Below are 16,649 nucleotides of genomic sequence, written 5' to 3'. Positions count from 1 at the left end.
GAGCGGGGTGCGACAATCCGTGACGTCGTCGACGGCCGACGCGGGCACGCCCGCAGCCGCCCCCCACCATCCGCGCGCGCTTGCTGCTGCTGCGCTCGCGGCGCTCGGCGTGGTGTTCGGCGACATCGGAACCAGCCCGCTGTACGCGCTGAAGACGGTCTTCCTGCTCGACGGCGGCGCGGTGCGGCCCACTCAGGACGACGTGTTCGGTGTGGTCTCGCTGATGTTCTGGAGCATCACGATCATCGTCTCGATCAAGTACCTCGGCATCCTGATGCGGGCGGACAACGACGGCGAGGGCGGCGTGATGGCCCTGGCCGCGTTGGCGCAGCGGCTCTATGCGAGCCGGGCGGGCAAGGCGGGCATCCTGCTCGTCATCGGCATCGTCGGCGTCTCGCTGTTCTACGGCGACTCGATCATCACCCCGGCGATCTCCGTCCTGTCGGCCGTCGAGGGTCTGCACGTCACGATCCCGGCGATCTCGCACCTGGTGATCCCGATCGCGGCGGTGATCATCATCAGCCTGTTCGCCGTCCAGCGGTTCGGGACGGGCAAGGTCGGCGTGCTGTTCGGACCGGTCATGGTGCTGTGGTTCGTCGTCATGGCAGTGGCCGGGGTCGCGATGGTCGTCCAGTATCCGGCTGTGCTCCTCGGCCTGTCACCCACCTACGCCGTGGTCTTCATCGTCTCCCACCCGGTGATCTCGTTCATCGCGCTGGGGGCGGTGGTGCTGGTGATCACGGGCGCGGAGGCCCTGTATGCCGACATGGGGCACTTCGGCCGCTCCCCCATCCGCCGGGCCTGGTTCGTGCTCGTCCTCCCGGCGCTGACGCTCAACTATCTGGGACAGGCGGCGCTGATCCTGCACGACCCTTCGGCGCGCAGCAACCCGTTCTTCCTGCTCTTCCCCGAGTGGAGCCGGCTCCCCGTCGTCATCCTGGCCACGGCCGCGACCGTGATCGCGAGCCAGGCCGTCATCTCGGGCGCCTACTCGCTCTCGAGACAGGCGGTGCAACTGGGGCTGCTGCCGCCGCTCACGGTCCGGCAGACCTCCGAACGCGAGGGCGGCCAGATCTACCTGCCGGCGGTCAACACCCTGCTGTTCATCGGCGTGATGGCCGTCATGCTCGCCTTCGGGTCGTCCGACCGGCTGTCGACCGCGTACGGCATCTCGGTGACGGGCGCGCTGGTGGTGGACACCCTGCTGCTGCTCCTCGTCGCCCGGCCGCTGTGGAACTGGGCGCCCTGGAAGATCGTGATCGCGGCCGTGGTGTTCGGCGGGCTGGAGCTCGCGTTCCTGGCCGGCAACCTGTCCAAGATCATCAACGGCGGCTGGGTACCGCTGCTCATCGCCGCCGCCGTCATCCTGGTCATGACCACGTGGCGGCGGGGGCGCCAGCTGGTTCAGCAGGACCGCAAGCGCAAAGAGGGTTCGCTCTCCGAGTTCATCGACAACCTGCGCGAGCAGAACCTCCCGCGCGTGCCCGGCGTCGCCGTCTTCCCGCATCCCAACAAGGACACGACCCCGCTGGCGTTGCGCGCCAACGTCAAGCACAACCACGTCCTGCACGAGCACGTGATCATCGTGTCGATCAGCATCGCCCAGGTGCCGCACGTGCCCACCTCCGAGGCGTTCGCCTACGACGATCTGGGCTACGCGGACGACGGCATCGAGCACCTCAGCATCAGCTTCGGCTTCTCGGACGAGCCCGACATCCCCCGCGCCCTGCGCGCCGCCTGCCGCGCCGGGGCGCTTCCCCTCGATCCCTCCGACTTCCCGCGCGCCTCGTACTTCATCTCGCGCGGAGCGATCCGCACGACGCGCGCCAAGGGGATGGTGCGCTGGCGCCGGTCGCTGTTCGTGGCGCTGGCCCACAACGCCGCCGACCCCGCCGCCCGTTTCGGGCTCCCTCCGCTCCGGACCGTGACGATGGGCAGCGACGTCGAGATCTGACCCGGCACGGGCCGGCGACTACGGCCGCCGGTGACGAAGCCTCGCGGCGAGGATGAAGCGGAGCGTCGCCAGCACGACGATCACCACGAAGACGACGACCCCCGTGATGACGCGTTGCGACGTATCGCCGAAGACGCCGACGACCACCGCCACGATGGCCGCGACGGTCAGCGACCAGTAGATCCACGCGAACGGGCCACTCCTGACCACCTCGCGGAACGGATCGTCCGTCGGCCGTTGCTCGTTTCTCGACATCCTCAGTCTCCGTTCATGCATGAAGCCATCTCTGAAAGCCATCGCAGCCTTGCAGGGATGTGGATCGACCACAGTCCACTAAAGAGTGGACTTGACATGTTTTGCATACATTTCTTATTTATGCCATTGCCGCCGAGGATGGAGAGTGACGGGAGCGGGCACGCTAACCAGTGAGCGCGACGAAAGCACGAGAGCCCGCATTCGGAACGAATACGGGCTCTCGCGAGGATGCAGACTAGGCCGCCGACTCCTCGCGCGACTCGGCGAGACCCTGCGCGAGCGGGGTGGTCGGGCGTCCGATGAGCTCCGCGAGCGCGCTCCGGGCGTCGGCGAGTTCGCCGTCGCGGATGTTGCCGTCGAGCGCGACGAGGAAGGCCGCCGTTCCCTCGTCCAGGCCCGCCTCGGTGAGGATGCGCGTGTGCTCCTCCGGCGAGACCGACCGGTAGACGACCTCGCGTCCCACCAGCTCGCCGATCGTGGAGGCGAGCTCGTCGAAGCTCCAGGCGGTGTCGCCGCTCAGCTCGTAGACCGCGCCCTCGTGGCCGGGGGTCGACAGCACGACAGCCGCGGCCTCGGCGTAGTCCTTGCGGGATGCGCTGGCGACGCGGCCGTCCCCGGCGCTCCCCACGATCTCGCCGGTCGCGGCGGCCTGGTCGATCAGCCCCGTGTAGTTCTCGGTGTACCAGTTGTTGCGGAGGATGGTCACCGGCACCGACGACGCCGCCAGCATCTCCTCGGTCGCCTTGTGCTCCGGCGCGAGCACCAGGGCTCCGTCCGTCGCGTGCGGTGCGCTGGTGTAGACGAGGCGGCCGACCCCGGCGGCCTCGGCGGCCGCGATGGCGTTGCGGTGCTGCGGCACCCGCTTGCCCACCTCGGAGCCGGACACGAGCAGCACGGCATCCGCGCCGGCGAAGGCGTCCGGCAGCGTCTCGGGCTTCTCGAAGTCGATGACGACGGTCTCGACGCCCAGCGCGGCGAGCGGGGCGAGGCGCTCGACGGAGCGGCCGGCCGCGCGGATGTCGGAGGCCGCGACGCCTCGGGCGAGCAGGGAGTCGACGGTGAGGCGGCCGAGGTGGCCGGTGGCGCCGGTGACGACGATGGTCATGAAGGGGTGTCCTTTCGATCGGATATCGGGGAGAACCCATCCCCTGGCTCATTACTTCCCCATCGCAGGTACCCACTTTTTGGTAAGTTACTGACGTGGACACCAGTCTCAGCGCACTCGACGGCTTCGGCTTCACCGACGGCGTGCTGCCGTCGGCCTGCCCGACGCGCATCGTGCTCAACCACGTCACCAGCACCTGGGGCGTGCTGGTGCTCGTCGCCCTCTCGCAGAGCGACCTGCGCTGGGGCGAGCTGCGCCGGACGGTGCAGGGCATCAGTGAGAAGATGCTGGCGCAGACGCTCCGCACGCTCGAAGCGGACGACTTCGTCCTCCGAACGGCCCAGCCGACCATCCCGCCGCGGGTGGACTACAGCCTCACCGCCCGCGGCCGCGACCTGACCGAGCACCTGCTCCCCCTCATGTCGTGGATCGCCGCGAACGCGGGCGACATCCTGGGTGACGGAGAGGGCGCAACGCGTCGCGAGGCGTGACTCCCCCTCCACTCACGCGGACGCGGCCGTACGGAGTCGCTGCGCGATGAACAGTGCGGCGCGGTCGAGCGCCTCGGAGGCCTCATCGAGGGTCCCGACGAACGCCGGGAACACGTGCGGAACATCCGCGACGATGTCGAGGATCACGTCGACACCCGCGTCGCGTGCCCGGTCGGCGAGCCGCACGGAGTCGTCGAGAAGCAGCTCGTTGGTCCCGACCTGCAGCAGGATCGGAGGAAAGCCGGTCAGATCGGCGAGCACGGCGGGAGCGAGCAGCGGCTGGTGCGGGTCCTGGCCGTCGAGATACAGCTCGCCGGTGCGGCGCATCCCCTCGGCGGTGAACATCGGGTCGACGCCCTCTTTCGTCGTCATGGAGGCACCGGAGCGCGTCTGGTCGAGACCGGGTGAGAAGGCGACGATCCCCGCAGGGACGGGCAGACCGGCATCCCGGGCCGCGACCGTCGTGGTGACCGCCAGTCCGCCGCCGGCCGAGTCGCCGGCCAGGACGATCGACGACGCTTCCGCACCGCTGTCGAGCAACCCGCGGTACGCCGCCAGTCCGTCGTGGATGGCGGCGGGGAACGGATGCTCCGGCGCGAGCCGGTAGTCGAGCGAGATCGCCCGCGCGCCGGTCCGCCGCACCAGCTGCGCCGTCAGCGCCATCGCGGTCTGCGGCGACCCGAGGATGTAGGAGCCGCCGTGGAAGTAGAGGATCGTTCCCGGGCGTGGATCGGTCGCCGGCTCGACCAGGACGGCCGCGCGGCCCCCTGCCTCGACCGGCGTGCGACGGATGCCGGCGGGGATCGGGAACGGGGCCATGAATCCCGCGAAACCCTCTCGCAGGCGTTCGATGGATGCCGGTCCGTCCGGTTGCGGCGCCTCCCGCAGCCGACTGTCGAGGGCCCGTCGCTGTTCCGTACTCATCCCGCACTCCTCCGTCGCCACAACTACTTGCCGCGGCATATATCTCGTAGACTGTATGCCGTGGCAACTAAAACGGCAAGCGACGGACTCGTCCGGCTGTTCGACGATCTGGTGCGCTGCGAGACGCGGCTCTACAACGCGATCGGAGACGCCCTGCGCGCCGAGCACGGAATCGCGACCTCGCAATACGAGTTCCTCCGCTACTTCCGGGACCACCCCGGATCGCGGATCGCGGACGTCGCCGCCACCTTCGCCGCCGGGATCGGCGCGATCAGCAAGGGTGTGGACCGCCTCGAAGCGCGCGGCTGGGTCGCCCGGCACCCGAATCCGGCGGACGGACGCTCCTCCCTCGTCAGCCTCACAGCCTCGGGCGCGGTCCTGGTCGCCGACGCCGAGAACACGTTCCGCGAACGGCTCGCCGAACTCACGTCCCCCGCGCTCGCCGCCTCGGATGTCGAGGCGATCGGCCCCGTCCTCGCGGCTGTGCGCGCCACCCTGGAGCGGGATCGGGTGGGACTCCCGGTCGGCTAGCCGCATCGCGGAGCAACCGCGAGACCTGACTACGCGAGGGGCGCGAGCCAGGCCGTCGTGAGTGCGGCGATCCGCGCTTCGTCCGCTTCCTTCAGCGGCGCGAGGTCGAGGAAGTGCCGTGCGATGGTGATGCCGAGGATGCTCGAGACGATCGCCGCGGCGCGCAGTTCGGCGTCGTCGCCGGGGAGCGTCCGCGCCAGGTTCTCGGTGCGCTCCTGGAGGTAGTCCCTCATGACGCCGGCCGCCTCGGGCGAGGTGAGCATCGAGCGCATCAGCGCGCGGGTCGCGGGCGACAGCTCCCGCAGGCGCGAGTCGATCACCTCCGCCAGGTGCGCCGGAACGCCGTCGGCGGTGAGGTCGAGCGCCGGCCGGACGGCGAGCGCGAACAGCCCCTGCTTCGACCCGTAGTGCTGCAGGACGAGCGACGGGTCGACGCCTGCCCGTCGCGCGATGCCGCGGATGGTCGCACCCTCCTCCCCGTGCGCGCCGAACTCGGCCTGCGCGGCCTCCAGGATCCGGGCCGCGGTGGCGGCGCGGCGCTCGGCTCGCGTGGTGGATGCGTCCATGCGGCTCACTCTACAACTGATGAGCGAACGTGCTATCGTCACTCAACACGCGATGAGCGAAACGCGCTGGACCGGAGGGACACCTGATGAGAGACCTGATCGGCATCGAGGAGCACTGGACGTTCGAGGCCGTCGACGCAGCACTCCGCGCGCAGCCGCCCGGCACACGCGACGAGAGCCTCGCGCTCAACGACCACGGCGACACCGCCGCGAGGCTGGCCGACATCGGCCCCGGCAGAATGGCGGCGATGGATGCGCAGGGCGTCGGGATGCAGGTCCTGTCGTTGGCGCCGCCCGGAGCCCAGGGCCTCTCCGCGGCGGATGCCGCGGTGCTCGCCCGCGAGGCCAACGACGCGGCGGCCGCACTCGCCGGCGCGCATCCCGGCCGCTTCCGGGCGATGGCGACGGTTCCGCTGGCCGATCCGGCGAGCGCCGCCGCGGAGCTCGAACGGGCATCCGGCCTCGGCCTCGCCGGGACGATGGTCTACGGCCGGACCGGCGACGTCCTCCTCGACGACCCGCGGTTCGACGACCTGTGGGCGGTCGCCGCTCGCCTGCGCCAGCCCGTCTTCATCCACCCGCAGATCCCGTCGGCTTCGGTGCGGGCGTCGAACTACAGCGGCTTCGGCGAGGTCGCCGACCTGGCTCTCGCGACCTTCGGCTGGGGCTGGCATCTCGAGGCGGGCACCGCAGCCCTCCGCCTCATGACGCGCGGAGTGCTCGACCGGCATCCCGAGCTGCAGCTCGTGCTCGGCCACTGGGGCGAACTCCTGCTGTTCTGGCACCAGCGGGCGGACGGGCTCGCCCGGGTCGCCGGGCTCGACCGCTCGATCACCGAGTACCTGCAGCAGAACGTGTGGATCACGGCCTCCGGGATGCTCGATCCGGCCATGCTCCACCACGCGCTCGCCGTAACAACACCAGACCGCATCCTGTTCTCCACCGACTACCCGTTCCAGGCGCCGAAACGGGAGCAGATCGCGGCGTTCCTCGACGCTCTCCCCGACGAGGCCGCCCGGGAGGCGTTCGCCTCCGGCAACGCGCGGACGCTCTTCGGCATCCGATGACGCCGGCCCATCCGCGGTAGCGTAGCTCAGCACCCCCGCCGATCAGGAGCCTGCCGCATGACGTTCGTCGCCGATCCCGCCCGCTATGACTCCATGCCCTACCGGCGTGCCGGACGCAGCGGCCTGCTGCTGCCGCCGCTGTCGCTCGGGCTGTGGCAGAACTTCGGGAGCACGCGCGCCTTCGAGACGCAGCGAGCGATCGTGCTGCGGGCGTTCGACGCCGGGATCACGCACTTCGACCTGGCGAACAACTACGGGCCTCCCCCCGGCGCGGCCGAGGAGGTGTTCGGCCGCATCCTCGCCACGGATCTGAAGGCCCACCGTGACGAGATCGTCGTCTCCACCAAAGCCGGTTACCTGATGTGGCCGGGCCCGTACGGCGACCACGGGTCGCGCAAGTACCTGCTGTCTTCCCTCGACCAGAGCCTCGCACGCCTCGGGCTCGACTACGTCGACGTCTTCTACCACCACCGGCCCGACCTGGAGACTCCGCTCGAGGAGTCGATGGGCGCCCTGACCACCGCCGTCGAGCGCGGGAAGGCCCTCTACCCCGCGATCTCCAACTACGGCGCCGAGCGCACGGCGTCCGCGGCCGCCCTGCTGGCGGACTCCGGCACACCTCTGCTGCTGCATCAGCCGCGCTACTCGCTGTTCGACCGCTCGCCCGAGAACGGCGTCCTGGATGCGGTGGAGCAGGCGGGCGCCGCGGCCATCGTCTTCTCCCCGCTGGCGCAGGGGCTCCTGACCGACCGGTACCTGGGCGGCATCCCGGAGGGGTCGCGCGCCGTCACCAGCGCGTTCCTCCACGAGTCGGACCTCACCGAGGACGTCCTCTCCCGCGTCCGGGCGCTCAACGCCATCGCCGCCGAGCGCGGCCAGTCGCTCGCCCAGCTCGCCCTGCAGTGGGTGCTGCGGAACCCGGTGGTCGTCTCGGCGATCATCGGCGCGAGCAGCGTGCACCAGCTGGAGCAGAACCTGGGCGCGATCGACGGACCGGAGCTGACGCCCGACCTGCTCGCCGCGATCGACGCGGCGCTGGCCTGATCCGCCTCCTGCTCAGGCCTCTGGGCCGACGAGCGCTGGGCCGACGGCCTCTGCGCCGAGCCCCGCTGCGCCGACGGCCGCTGCGCCGCGATCCGCCGGAACGCCGGTGAGGACCGGCGGCGTCGACTCCCGCTGGATGACGCGGAAGGGCACCGCGATCTCCTCCGGCTCCCTGGTGTCGGCGTCTTCGTCGATCCGCCGCACCAGCAGTTCGACGGCCCGACGGGCGATCTCGTCGCGTCCGGGGTCGATCGTCGACAGCGTCGGCATCGAGTAGTGCGTCTCGTCGATGTCGTCGAAGCCGATCAGCGCGACATCCTCCGGCACCCGGTATCCCGCCTCCTGGAGCACGCGGAGGGCGCCGAGTGCGAGGGTGTCGTTGAAGGCGACGACAGCGTCGAACGCGAGGCCCGTCTCCAGGAACGCGCGCATGGCGCGCGCGCCGTCGGCGCGATGCCACGTGCCGGCGGGCACGACGAAGCGCTCGTCGAACGCGACGCCGGCCGCGGCCAGCGCCTCCCGGTAGCCGGCGAGCCGCAGCCCGGCGGAGCCGATGACCTCGCCCGGGTGCGCACCGATCGCGAGCACCCGCCGGCGGCCTCCGGCCAGCACCAGCTCCGTCGCGGCGCGGGAGCCCTCCACGTTCTGCATGGTCACGTGATCCTTCGGACCGTTGAAGATGCGCTCGCCGAGGAGCACCATCGGCGTGCTCACCTCGGCGATGGTGTCGCGGTCCGACTCGTCGAGGCCGAGCACGCTGTAGAGGATGCCGTCGACCATCCGGCCGCTGCGGTTGCGCAGCACGGACAGCTCGCTCGCGCGGTCGTTGCCGAACTGCTCGATGAGCACCGACAGCCCGCGCTCCCGGGCCGCCCGCATCACGGAGTCGGCGAGCTCGGCGAAGTACGCGTTGCGCAGCTCGGGGATGAGGAGGCTGATCACGTTGGTCCGCCCGGAGCGGAGGCTCCGCGCCGAGAGGTTGGGCGTGTAGTCCAGTTCGGCGATGGCGGCGAGGACCCGCTGACGCGTGCTGTCGCGGACGTACGGGTAGTCGTTGATCACGTTCGAGACGGTCTTGATCGACACCCCGGCAAGCCGGCTCACGTCGTGCAGCGTCGCTGCCATTCGTCCTCCTGGTGGGCTCCCACCCCACTGTACAACGTTGGATATCGGGAGGGCGATGGTCCTCGCGGGGCCGTCCGCCGGCCGTCACGCGTCCGCGACGAGCGCCACCCCCTGCGGGTCGAGACGCAGGCCGGCCGCCGATCCGCCGGTGAGGATGTCGGTGCCGGGCAGGTCGAGCGTCACCGCCTCCCGACCGTGGTTGATCGCGACGAGGAACGCGCCGCGGCGGACGAACTCCACCCCGGGCACGCGCGGCAGGCGCTCCACTCCGGCGTCGGCCAGGATCGCGTCGAGCATCACTCCCAGCGGTTCGGGATCGAGCCGGGTGGCGACGTACCAGGCCCGCCCGGAACCGCGGGCGTGACGGGTCACCGCGGGATGCCCGTCCAGCGCTCCGCCGTCGAAGACCGCCTCCACCTCGGCGGACTCGACGCGCACGTACTCCGACCAGAGCGACGCGGAGGCCCGGCCGCCGATGCGCTCGCCGCGGACGCCGACGGCGGGCGGCTCGCCGCCCCCGAGGGCGGCGAGGTCCGGTGCCGCGGGCGGGGCGAACTCCTCCACCCAGAGCCCGAGCGTCTCGCGCAGCGCTCCGAGGTATCCGCCCGTGCGCACGTGGAGGTCGGGGTCGAGGATGCCGGTCAGGTAGCCGACGACCAGCGATCCGCCCCCGGCCGCATACGCGTCGAGCGCTTCCAGCTGTGCGTCGCTCGCCACGAACAGCGACGGTACGACCACCGCCCGGTAGCGGGACAGCTCGCCCGTCGCCTGGACGAAGTCGACCGTGACGCCCGCCGCCGTCAGAGCGCTGTGCCAGCCGAGCACGTCGGCCAGGTACGAGACCGCGGTCGGCGACGCCTTCTGCTCGATCGCCCACCAGGAGTCCCAGTCGAAGACGATGGCGACCTCGGCTGGCACCGGCTGGCCCAGCAGTCCGTCGACGGACGACAGCGTCGCCAGTTCGGAGCCCAGCTGCTCGGCCTCGCGGAAGACGCGGGTGTCCGTCCCGCCGTGGGGCAGCATCCCGGCGTGGAACTTCTCCGCGCCCGCGACCGCCTGCCGCCACTGGAAGAACAGGATGCCGTCGGCCCCGCGCGCGACGCTCTGGTACGACCAGGCGCGCATCTGCCCGGGGAGCTTCGCCGCGTTCCGCTCCCGCCAGTTCACCGCGCCGGGCGACTGCTCCATCAGCAGCCACGGCGCGCCGCCGCCGAGCGAGCGCATCAGGTCGCGCTGCATCGCTCCGTACGCGGGTGCGAGCGGGTCGGCGGGATCGGGGTAGGAGTCGTCGGAGACGATGTCGACCTCCTGCGCCCACCGCCAGTAGTCGACCGGCTTGAAGAAGCCCATGAAATTGGTCGTGATCGGCACCTGGGACCGGGCGCGGATGATCGCCGCCTCGGCCTGGAAGCAGGCCAGCAGCTCGTCGGAGCTGAAGCGGTCGAAGTCGAGCACCTGCGTCGGGTTCTTGAAGGTGGGCGCGGCCCGCGGCGGGAGGATCTCGTCGAAGCCGGCGTAGTGCTGCGACCAGAAGGCGGTCCCCCAGGCGTCGTTGAGCGCTTCGATCGTGCCGTACTTCGCCTCCAGCCAGGCGCGGAAGGCGGCCGCGGACTCGTCGCAGTAGCAGTGGCTTACGTGGCAGCCGTACTCGTTGTTGACGTGCCAGAGCGCGAGCGCGGGATGGCCGGCGTAGCGCTCGACGATCCGCTCGACCAGGCGTGCGGCGTAGCGCCGGTACACCGGGGAGCTCGGGCAGTACGCCTGCCGGCTGCCCGACGAGAGCGTGACGCCGTCCACGGTCACCGGCAGCATCTCGGGATGCTTCAGCGCCAGCCACGGCGGCGGCGATGCGGTCGCCGTGGCCAGGTCGACGCGCACTCCGCCCGCGTGCAGCAGGTCGAGCACCTCGTCCAGCCAGGCGAAGTCGAACTCGCCGTCCCTGGGTTCGATGCGCGCCCACGAGAAGATGCCGACGGACGCGAGGTTCACGCCCGCCCGGTTCATCAGCCGCACGTCCTCGCGCCACACCTCCTCCGGCCACTGCTCGGGGTTGTAGTCGCCGCCGTACCAGAATCCACTCACTCTTTGACACTCCCGCTCGCTAGCCCGGTCGTCCAGTATCGCTGCAGGAACAGGAACGCGATGACCAGGGGGATGATCGACACGAGCGAACCCGTGATGACGACGGAGAACAGCGCCTGCGATCCCCCGCCGGCCGCGCTCGTCGCCTGCTGCTGGGCGAGCCCGACCGTCAGCGGGTAGAGCTCGGAGCTGTTCAGCATGATCAGCGGCAGGAAGTAGTTGTTCCAGGTGCCCACGAGCGCGAACAGGAACACCGTGACGATGCCCGGCCCGAGGAGGCGCAGACCGACCTGCCAGAAGATGCGGAACTCGCCCGCCCCATCCACCCGGCCGGCCTCGATCATGGAGTCGGGGATGGCGTCCGCCGCGTAGACCCGCATCAGGAAGACGCCGAACGGGCTGACCAGCGACGGCACGATGACCGCGGCCGGGGTGTTCGTGATGCCGATCTGGCTGAACATCAGGTACGTCGGCAGAGCCAGCGCCGTCAGCGGGATCATGATCGCCCCGAGCACGACGCTGAACATCAGGACCGCTCCCGGGAAGCGGTACTTCGCGAACGCGTACCCCGCCATCGTCGCGAGCAGCGACGCCCCGACCGCGCTGACGAGCGCGTAGACGAGCGTGTTGATCGCCCAGTGCAGGTAGATGCCGTTCTGCGCCGTGAACACGGCGCCGATGTTGGCGAACAGGTCGAAGGTGCGCCCGAAGGCGAAGCCGAACGTGGTGAACAGGTCGGCGTTGCTCTTCGTGGACGCGATGAACAGCCACACGATCGGCAGCACGAAGTACAGCGCGCAGATCCAGAGCAGGACGGTGAGCAGGGTGCTGCGCTGCGTCTCGCGGTTGTAGGCGCGTGCGCCGCGCCGCGACCGGCGGCGCGGGGAGGCGTCGCCGACGGCGGTCAGGGGGCGCCCGGTCGCGGTCTCAGTCATTGCGGGCCTCCTTCCGCTGGGTGGAGAGCTGGACGACGTACGACACGACCGCGATCACCAGGCCGAGCAGGAAGGCGATGGCGGCGGCGTAGTTGACGTCCTGGTTCGTGAACGCGAGGTTGTACGCGTAGTAGTTGGGCGTGTAGCCGTTGTCGATGACGTTCGGCGCGAGCGCGTGCAGCAGGCTCGGCTCGTTGAAGAGCTGGAAGGTGCCGATGATCGAGAAGATCACCGTCAGGATGATCGCGGGCCGGATGCCGGGGATCTTGATGCTCCACGCCACCCGCCACTGGCTCGCGCCGTCGATCTCGGCGGCCTCGAACAGCTCCGTCGGGATCGAGCGGAGCGCCGCGTACATGATGATCATGTTGTAGCCGACGAAGGCCCAGGTGACGATGTTCATCATCGAGCCGAGCATGTTCTGGTCGCTCAGGAGGTCAGGCGCACCGAGTCCGACCGCGCGGAACGCCTGGGCGATCGGCCCGAAGTCGTTGCCGTACAGATAGCCCCACATCAGCGTCGCGACGACGCCGGGCACGGCGAACGGCAGGAAGATCAGGAGCCGCAGGGCGACCGATCCCCGCACGCGCCCGCTGTCGAGGGCGAGGGCGAAGAACAGCGAGAGCGCGAGCATGATGGGCACCTGGATGACGAGGAAGAGCGCCATGCGCCCGACACCCGCGAGGAAGTCCGGGTCGGTGAACGCCCGGACGTAGTTGGCGAAGCCGGCGAAGGTCTGGCCGCCGATCAGCTGCGTCGTGAACAGGCTGAGGTAACCGGAGTAGAACAGCGGCAGCAGCAGCATGACGATGAAGACGATCATGAAGGGCGCAACGAACAGGTAGGCGGCGATGTTCAGCCGGCGCTGGTTCGCGTTCCTCCGCGGTCTCTGCTTCTCCGTGTGCTCGCGCGTGCGCACCCGGCCGGGTGCGACGGACTGGGTCATGGTGAACTCCCTTGTTCGAGCGCGGGGTGCGGGCCGGCGGCGGATGCGCATCCACCGCCGGCCCTGATCCCTACTTGTTGACCGAGAAGCCCTGCTGGGTCCCGTAGCTGACCAGCGCCTTCTGCCAGGCGTCGAGCCCGGCCGAGAGATCGCCCTTGGCCGAGAGCGCTTTGCCCATCGTCTCGGTGTAGCTCGAGTAGGCGTAGTCCATGTAGGGCAGCCAGTCGAACTTGGTGTCGACGGTGGTGGAGATGCCGGCGAACAGCTTGTTGACCTCCTGGCCGCCGTAGAACTCCGCCTTCTGGTCGACGAACGCCGGGTCCTTCAGGGTGGAGTTCAGCGTCGGGAACAGGAACTGCTTGTTCGCGAACATCAGCGTCGACTCGGGGTCGTTGTTGATGAACTTCGCCAGCTCGTAGGCTGCGATCGGGTTCTTCGTCGTCTTCAGGACCGCGTCGGACGAACCGCCCCAGTTGCCCGAGGCCGGCTTCGTGCCCGGTGTCTGCGGAAGCTCGGCGGCGCGCCACAGCCCTGACGTCTTCGCCGCCGTCCCCTGCAGGAACACCGGAGCCCACGCCGCGGTCAGCCAGCCGGCGTACTTGCCGTTGGCGAGACCCTGGTACCAGCTGTCGGTGAAGTCGGGATCGGTGGAGACGTATCCCTTCTGGATGAGGTCCTGCCAGTACGAGGCGACCTTCTTCGCCTCCGCGCTGTTGACGTCGACCGTCACGCCCTTCTTCCCGTCGTAGCCGAACGGCTTGACGCCCGCCTGCCAGAGGAGGCCGAGCATCTGACCGGCCTGGCTGGAGGCGAGGTTCGACATGTAGACGCCGGTCTTCTCCTTGACCGTCGCTGCATCGGCCGCGTACTGCTCCCACGTGGTCGGGGGCGTGGTGACGCCGGCATTGTCGAGGATGTCCTTGCGGTACAGGTTGCCCATCGGGCCGGAGTCCTGCGGGATGGCGTAGACGCCATCGTTCTGCTTCACCTGGTTCCAGACCCAGGGCACGTACTGGTCGCCGAGGTCGTTCGCCCCGTACGGAGTGAGGTTCAGGAGGCTGTCGGTGACGGTGAACGACGAGATGTACTGGAACTCGATCTGCGCGACGTCCGGGGCGCCCTTGCCCGCCTTCAGCGCCGTGCGCAGCTTCTGGTAGTGCGGAGCGCCCTGGCCGACGTTCTCGACCTTGACCTTGATCGCCGGGTACTTCTTCTCGAAGAGGGCGACCTCGTTCTTGATGTCGGGCACCCACGTCCAGAAGGTCAGGGTGGTCGGCGTCTTCATCGCCTTGTCGATGTCGGACTGCGAGACCGGCTTCGTGTTGTCGGCCGTCCCGCCTCCGCCGCCGGTGCAGCCGGCCAGCGCGAGGGCGACGGCCAGGAGGCCGGTGCCCAGCGCCACTGCTGTTCTCGGTGCTTTCTTCCTCATGAGCGTTCTCTTTCTCTTGGTGTTCCGGTCACGCCTGTGAACCGGCGACCTCGAACACGGCGACGCCGCGCGGTTCGAGGGTGAAACGGGACCCGGCGGCGAACCGCTCGCCGGTGTCCAGGTGGATGCTGTCCGCGGGCACGGTGACGACGTGCTCCGTCGCGGACCAGTTGTGCACGAAGGCGACGCCGTGGTCGCCGGCGCGGCCCGTGCTGACCGTGACGGGCGAGGCCGTCTGCCAGCGCCCGGCCGCCGTGTCGGGGACGAGCCAGCGGGCGAGGCTGCGGGCGAGCTCCCGGTTGGGGACCGTCCCGACGTAGGTGACGCGGCCCGCGCCGTACGGCGCCGTGGTGATCGCCGCATCCGCTCCGAGCTCGGTGCGCCGGTACGACACCAGGGTCGTGGCCGTCTCCACGTTCAGGATGTCGGCCCAGGCCGTCGCCTGCGCGCCCGGCTCGAGCTCGAATCCCGGGTCGGCAGCGCTGACCGGCAGCGGCTCCGCGAGGTTGCTGTACTCGTCGTACCAGACGCCGGCGGCGTCGTGCAGGCGGTCGGGCGCGACGGCCCGGCGTGCCCGGGCGAGCTCATCCCCGTAACCGGTGCGGATGCCCAGCACCAGGTGGCCGCCGGCTTCGGCGTAGGCGCGGAGCGCGTCGAGGGTCGCATCGTCGGCGACGTACTCGGCGGCGGCGACGAGGATGGGGTGCTCGGCCGCCAGCTCGGCCGCCGGCCGCTGGACGAACTGCCGCGTGTGCTGCACCCGCACCTGTGCGCCGACCTCGCTGAAGCCGCGGTAGAACGCGTCGACGATGCGGCCGTACGACGCGCTGTCCGGTCCGCCGTCGTCCGTCGCGAGCGGCGGATACGTCTCGAACGACCACTTGGTGTCGGTGGAGTGCAGCATGAGCACGTCGGCATCCGGCACGAACCCGTCGAGCGCATCGCCCAGGCGCCCCAGGCTCGCGCCCAACTCGGCCACCTCGCGGTAGATGCGGCCGGGCACCTGGCTGTGCGGGAGGACGCCGCCCCAGTACGTCTCCACCCCGAAGTGGAGGGTGTGCCAGTGCCAGTACTCGATCATCCGGGCACCTCGGCTGATCAGCGCGTAGGCCGCCTGCATGATCTGGCCGGGGAAGGGCGGCTGGTTCTGCCAGGGGCCGCCGATCGACTGCGCGTTGGTCTCGGTGACGAGGAAGCGCTCCTGCGCCGAGGAGAACGCCCGGTCTCCCCACTGGAACAGCGCCCAGGGGCCGGTGTGCCACCACTCCGCGCGGCGCGGCAGGTCGACGTCGGCCGAGAGGCCGTCCTGCATCAGGTAGTAGGGGTTGCCCGCGGTGATGTCGAGGGAGGCGACCAGCTCGTCGTCCGAGATCTGCGGACGCGAGTACGAGATGCAGGTCGTGACGAACTGGTCCTCCCGCGCGTATTCGCGCACGATGTCCGCCTGCCAGGCGATGAGGCCGGTGGCCTGTTCGCCCTGGAACCGGCGCCACTCCAGCTGGTACTGCGGCATGAGGTTGCCGCCCGGCCGCCAGAGCTCCGACCACTCCGCGATGCGGTGCGACCAGTAGACGAGCCCCCACTCCTCGTTGAGGCGCTCGACCGTGCCGTAACGCCTCCGCAGCCAGGCGACGAACGCCTGGAACGTCGTCTCGTTGTGCGGGAGGTTGTTGCCCGGCTCGTTGTCGACCTGGTAGCCGATCACCGCCGGGTGGTCCGCATAGCGAGCGACCACTTTCCGGATGATCCGCTCGGCGTACCAGCGGTAGACGGTGGAGGACTGGTCCATCTCCTGGCGGGCTCCCCAGCCGATGGCGTGACCGGCGCCGTCGACCGCGGCGATCTCCGGGTGGAGCGTCTGCAGCCACGGCGGGATGGCGTAGGTCGGCGTCCCGAGGATCACGGCGATGCCGCGCGCGTGGGCTCCGTCGAGCACCGGCTGCAGCCAGTCGAGGTCGAACTCGCCGTTCCGCGGCTCCCAGGTGGACCACACCGACTCGCCGACCCGGATGACGGTGAATCCCGCCTCCTTCATGAGGTCGAGGTCGCGATCGAGCGTCCCCTCCTGCTGGTACTCGGCGTAGTAGGCGGCTCCGAAGAGCACACCGGGGAACGGGGGGTTCTGCGTCATCGTCGACCTTCCGCATCGTTGCGTGTTGTCGACAACATCGTGGCGCATACCGCTCAATGTTGTC

15 protein-coding genes are annotated in these 16,649 nt (G+C 70.0%); 5 read left to right on the top strand and 10 right to left on the bottom strand.

Features of this window, described 5'->3' with window-relative positions; all coding sequences use genetic code 11:
* Positions 1-7: 7 nt before the first annotated feature.
* Positions 8-1,954, top strand: a complete 1,947-nt coding sequence (locus BJ963_RS17380) for a KUP/HAK/KT family potassium transporter (protein WP_179457714.1) — start codon at positions 8-10, stop codon at positions 1,952-1,954.
* 18 nt (positions 1,955-1,972) lie between these two features.
* Here BJ963_RS17380 and BJ963_RS17375 read toward each other — a convergent pair whose 3' ends face one another.
* Positions 1,973-2,209 (bottom strand): hypothetical protein, encoded by a 237-nt coding sequence (locus BJ963_RS17375; protein ID WP_179457713.1) that lies wholly within the window; start codon positions 2,207-2,209, stop codon positions 1,973-1,975.
* A 235-nt stretch (positions 2,210-2,444) separates the two neighbouring features.
* Positions 2,445-3,314: an SDR family oxidoreductase gene (locus BJ963_RS17370; protein ID WP_179457712.1), complete on the bottom strand. Its 870-nt coding sequence runs from the start codon at positions 3,312-3,314 to the stop codon at positions 2,445-2,447.
* Between the two features lie 95 nt (positions 3,315-3,409).
* Here BJ963_RS17370 and BJ963_RS17365 point away from each other — a divergent pair, with 95 nt between their 5' ends.
* Complete coding sequence (locus tag BJ963_RS17365; protein ID WP_179457711.1) at positions 3,410-3,805, top strand: winged helix-turn-helix transcriptional regulator; 396 nt, start codon at positions 3,410-3,412, stop codon at positions 3,803-3,805.
* A 12-nt stretch (positions 3,806-3,817) separates the two neighbouring features.
* On the opposite strand, the gene BJ963_RS17360 is transcribed toward BJ963_RS17365, so the two are convergent.
* Positions 3,818-4,729, bottom strand: a complete 912-nt coding sequence (locus BJ963_RS17360; protein WP_179457710.1) for an alpha/beta hydrolase — start codon at positions 4,727-4,729, stop codon at positions 3,818-3,820.
* A gap of 60 nt (positions 4,730-4,789) precedes the next feature.
* Here BJ963_RS17360 and BJ963_RS17355 point away from each other — a divergent pair, with 60 nt between their 5' ends.
* Entirely contained in the window at positions 4,790-5,260 is a 471-nt protein-coding gene (locus BJ963_RS17355) for a MarR family transcriptional regulator (protein ID WP_179457709.1), read from the top strand.
* A 29-nt stretch (positions 5,261-5,289) separates the two neighbouring features.
* Here BJ963_RS17355 and BJ963_RS17350 read toward each other — a convergent pair whose 3' ends face one another.
* The gene (locus tag BJ963_RS17350; protein ID WP_179457708.1) at positions 5,290-5,826 is read right to left on the bottom strand and encodes a TetR/AcrR family transcriptional regulator; all 537 of its coding nucleotides are present in this window, start codon (positions 5,824-5,826) and stop codon (positions 5,290-5,292) included.
* 86 nt (positions 5,827-5,912) lie between these two features.
* Here BJ963_RS17350 and BJ963_RS17345 point away from each other — a divergent pair, with 86 nt between their 5' ends.
* On the top strand, positions 5,913-6,893 hold the full coding sequence (locus BJ963_RS17345) for an amidohydrolase family protein (RefSeq protein WP_179457707.1): 981 nt from the start codon (positions 5,913-5,915) through the stop codon (positions 6,891-6,893).
* 57 nt (positions 6,894-6,950) lie between these two features.
* Positions 6,951-7,937, top strand: a complete 987-nt coding sequence (locus tag BJ963_RS17340; RefSeq protein WP_179457706.1) for an aldo/keto reductase — start codon at positions 6,951-6,953, stop codon at positions 7,935-7,937.
* 12 nt (positions 7,938-7,949) lie between these two features.
* Here the strand turns inward: BJ963_RS17340 and BJ963_RS17335 are convergent, their stop codons facing one another.
* The 6 genes from BJ963_RS17335 to BJ963_RS17310 form a co-directional block, all read right to left on the bottom strand.
* Positions 7,950-9,062: a LacI family DNA-binding transcriptional regulator gene (locus tag BJ963_RS17335; protein ID WP_246298098.1), complete on the bottom strand. Its 1,113-nt coding sequence runs from the start codon at positions 9,060-9,062 to the stop codon at positions 7,950-7,952.
* Positions 9,063-9,146: 84 nt separating this feature from the next.
* Positions 9,147-11,144: a beta-galactosidase gene (locus BJ963_RS17330; protein WP_179457705.1), complete on the bottom strand. Its 1,998-nt coding sequence runs from the start codon at positions 11,142-11,144 to the stop codon at positions 9,147-9,149.
* Positions 11,141-12,079 carry a carbohydrate ABC transporter permease gene (locus tag BJ963_RS17325; protein ID WP_089914250.1) on the bottom strand — a complete coding sequence of 313 codons (939 nt, stop codon included), beginning with the start codon at positions 12,077-12,079 and terminating at the stop codon, positions 11,141-11,143. The genes BJ963_RS17330 and BJ963_RS17325 overlap by 4 nt, the downstream gene beginning before the upstream one ends.
* Entirely contained in the window at positions 12,072-13,025 is a 954-nt protein-coding gene (locus BJ963_RS17320; RefSeq protein WP_089914253.1) for a carbohydrate ABC transporter permease, read from the bottom strand. Before BJ963_RS17320 ends, BJ963_RS17325 begins: the two co-directional genes overlap by 8 nt.
* Before the next feature lie 70 nt (positions 13,026-13,095).
* On the bottom strand, positions 13,096-14,454 hold the full coding sequence (locus tag BJ963_RS17315; protein WP_218857117.1) for an ABC transporter substrate-binding protein: 1,359 nt from the start codon (positions 14,452-14,454) through the stop codon (positions 13,096-13,098).
* Between the two features lie 28 nt (positions 14,455-14,482).
* Complete coding sequence (locus tag BJ963_RS17310; protein ID WP_179457704.1) at positions 14,483-16,585, bottom strand: beta-galactosidase; 2,103 nt, start codon at positions 16,583-16,585, stop codon at positions 14,483-14,485.
* Positions 16,586-16,649 lie beyond the last annotated feature (64 nt).

It is taken from the genome of Leifsonia soli, from assembly GCF_013408745.1.
GTDB classification, from domain to species: Bacteria; Actinomycetota; Actinomycetes; order Actinomycetales; family Microbacteriaceae; genus Leifsonia; species Leifsonia soli.
The sequence above is the reverse complement of the archived record's forward strand: the minus strand, read 5'-3'. Positions and strand labels throughout refer to the sequence as shown.

What these genes read in the sequence shown, in the direction of transcription:
- BJ963_RS17345 (WP_179457707.1), top strand. Translation starts at nt 5,913, where the DNA reads ATGAGAGACCTGATCGGCATCGAGGAGCACTGGACGTTCGAGGCCGTC.
- BJ963_RS17370 (WP_179457712.1), bottom strand. Translation starts at nt 3,314, where the DNA reads ATGACCATCGTCGTCACCGGCGCCACCGGCCACCTCGGCCGCCTCACC.
- BJ963_RS17360 (WP_179457710.1), bottom strand. Translation starts at nt 4,729, where the DNA reads ATGAGTACGGAACAGCGACGGGCCCTCGACAGTCGGCTGCGGGAGGCG.
- BJ963_RS17310 (WP_179457704.1), bottom strand. Translation starts at nt 16,585, where the DNA reads ATGACGCAGAACCCCCCGTTCCCCGGTGTGCTCTTCGGAGCCGCCTAC.
- BJ963_RS17315 (WP_218857117.1), bottom strand. Translation starts at nt 14,454, where the DNA reads ATGAGGAAGAAAGCACCGAGAACAGCAGTGGCGCTGGGCACCGGCCTC.
- BJ963_RS17340 (WP_179457706.1), top strand. Translation starts at nt 6,951, where the DNA reads ATGACGTTCGTCGCCGATCCCGCCCGCTATGACTCCATGCCCTACCGG.
- BJ963_RS17375 (WP_179457713.1), bottom strand. Translation starts at nt 2,209, where the DNA reads ATGTCGAGAAACGAGCAACGGCCGACGGACGATCCGTTCCGCGAGGTG.
- BJ963_RS17320 (WP_089914253.1), bottom strand. Translation starts at nt 13,025, where the DNA reads ATGACCCAGTCCGTCGCACCCGGCCGGGTGCGCACGCGCGAGCACACG.
- BJ963_RS17335 (WP_246298098.1), bottom strand. Translation starts at nt 9,062, where the DNA reads ATGGCAGCGACGCTGCACGACGTGAGCCGGCTTGCCGGGGTGTCGATC.
- BJ963_RS17325 (WP_089914250.1), bottom strand. Translation starts at nt 12,079, where the DNA reads ATGACTGAGACCGCGACCGGGCGCCCCCTGACCGCCGTCGGCGACGCC.
- BJ963_RS17350 (WP_179457708.1), bottom strand. Translation starts at nt 5,826, where the DNA reads ATGGACGCATCCACCACGCGAGCCGAGCGCCGCGCCGCCACCGCGGCC.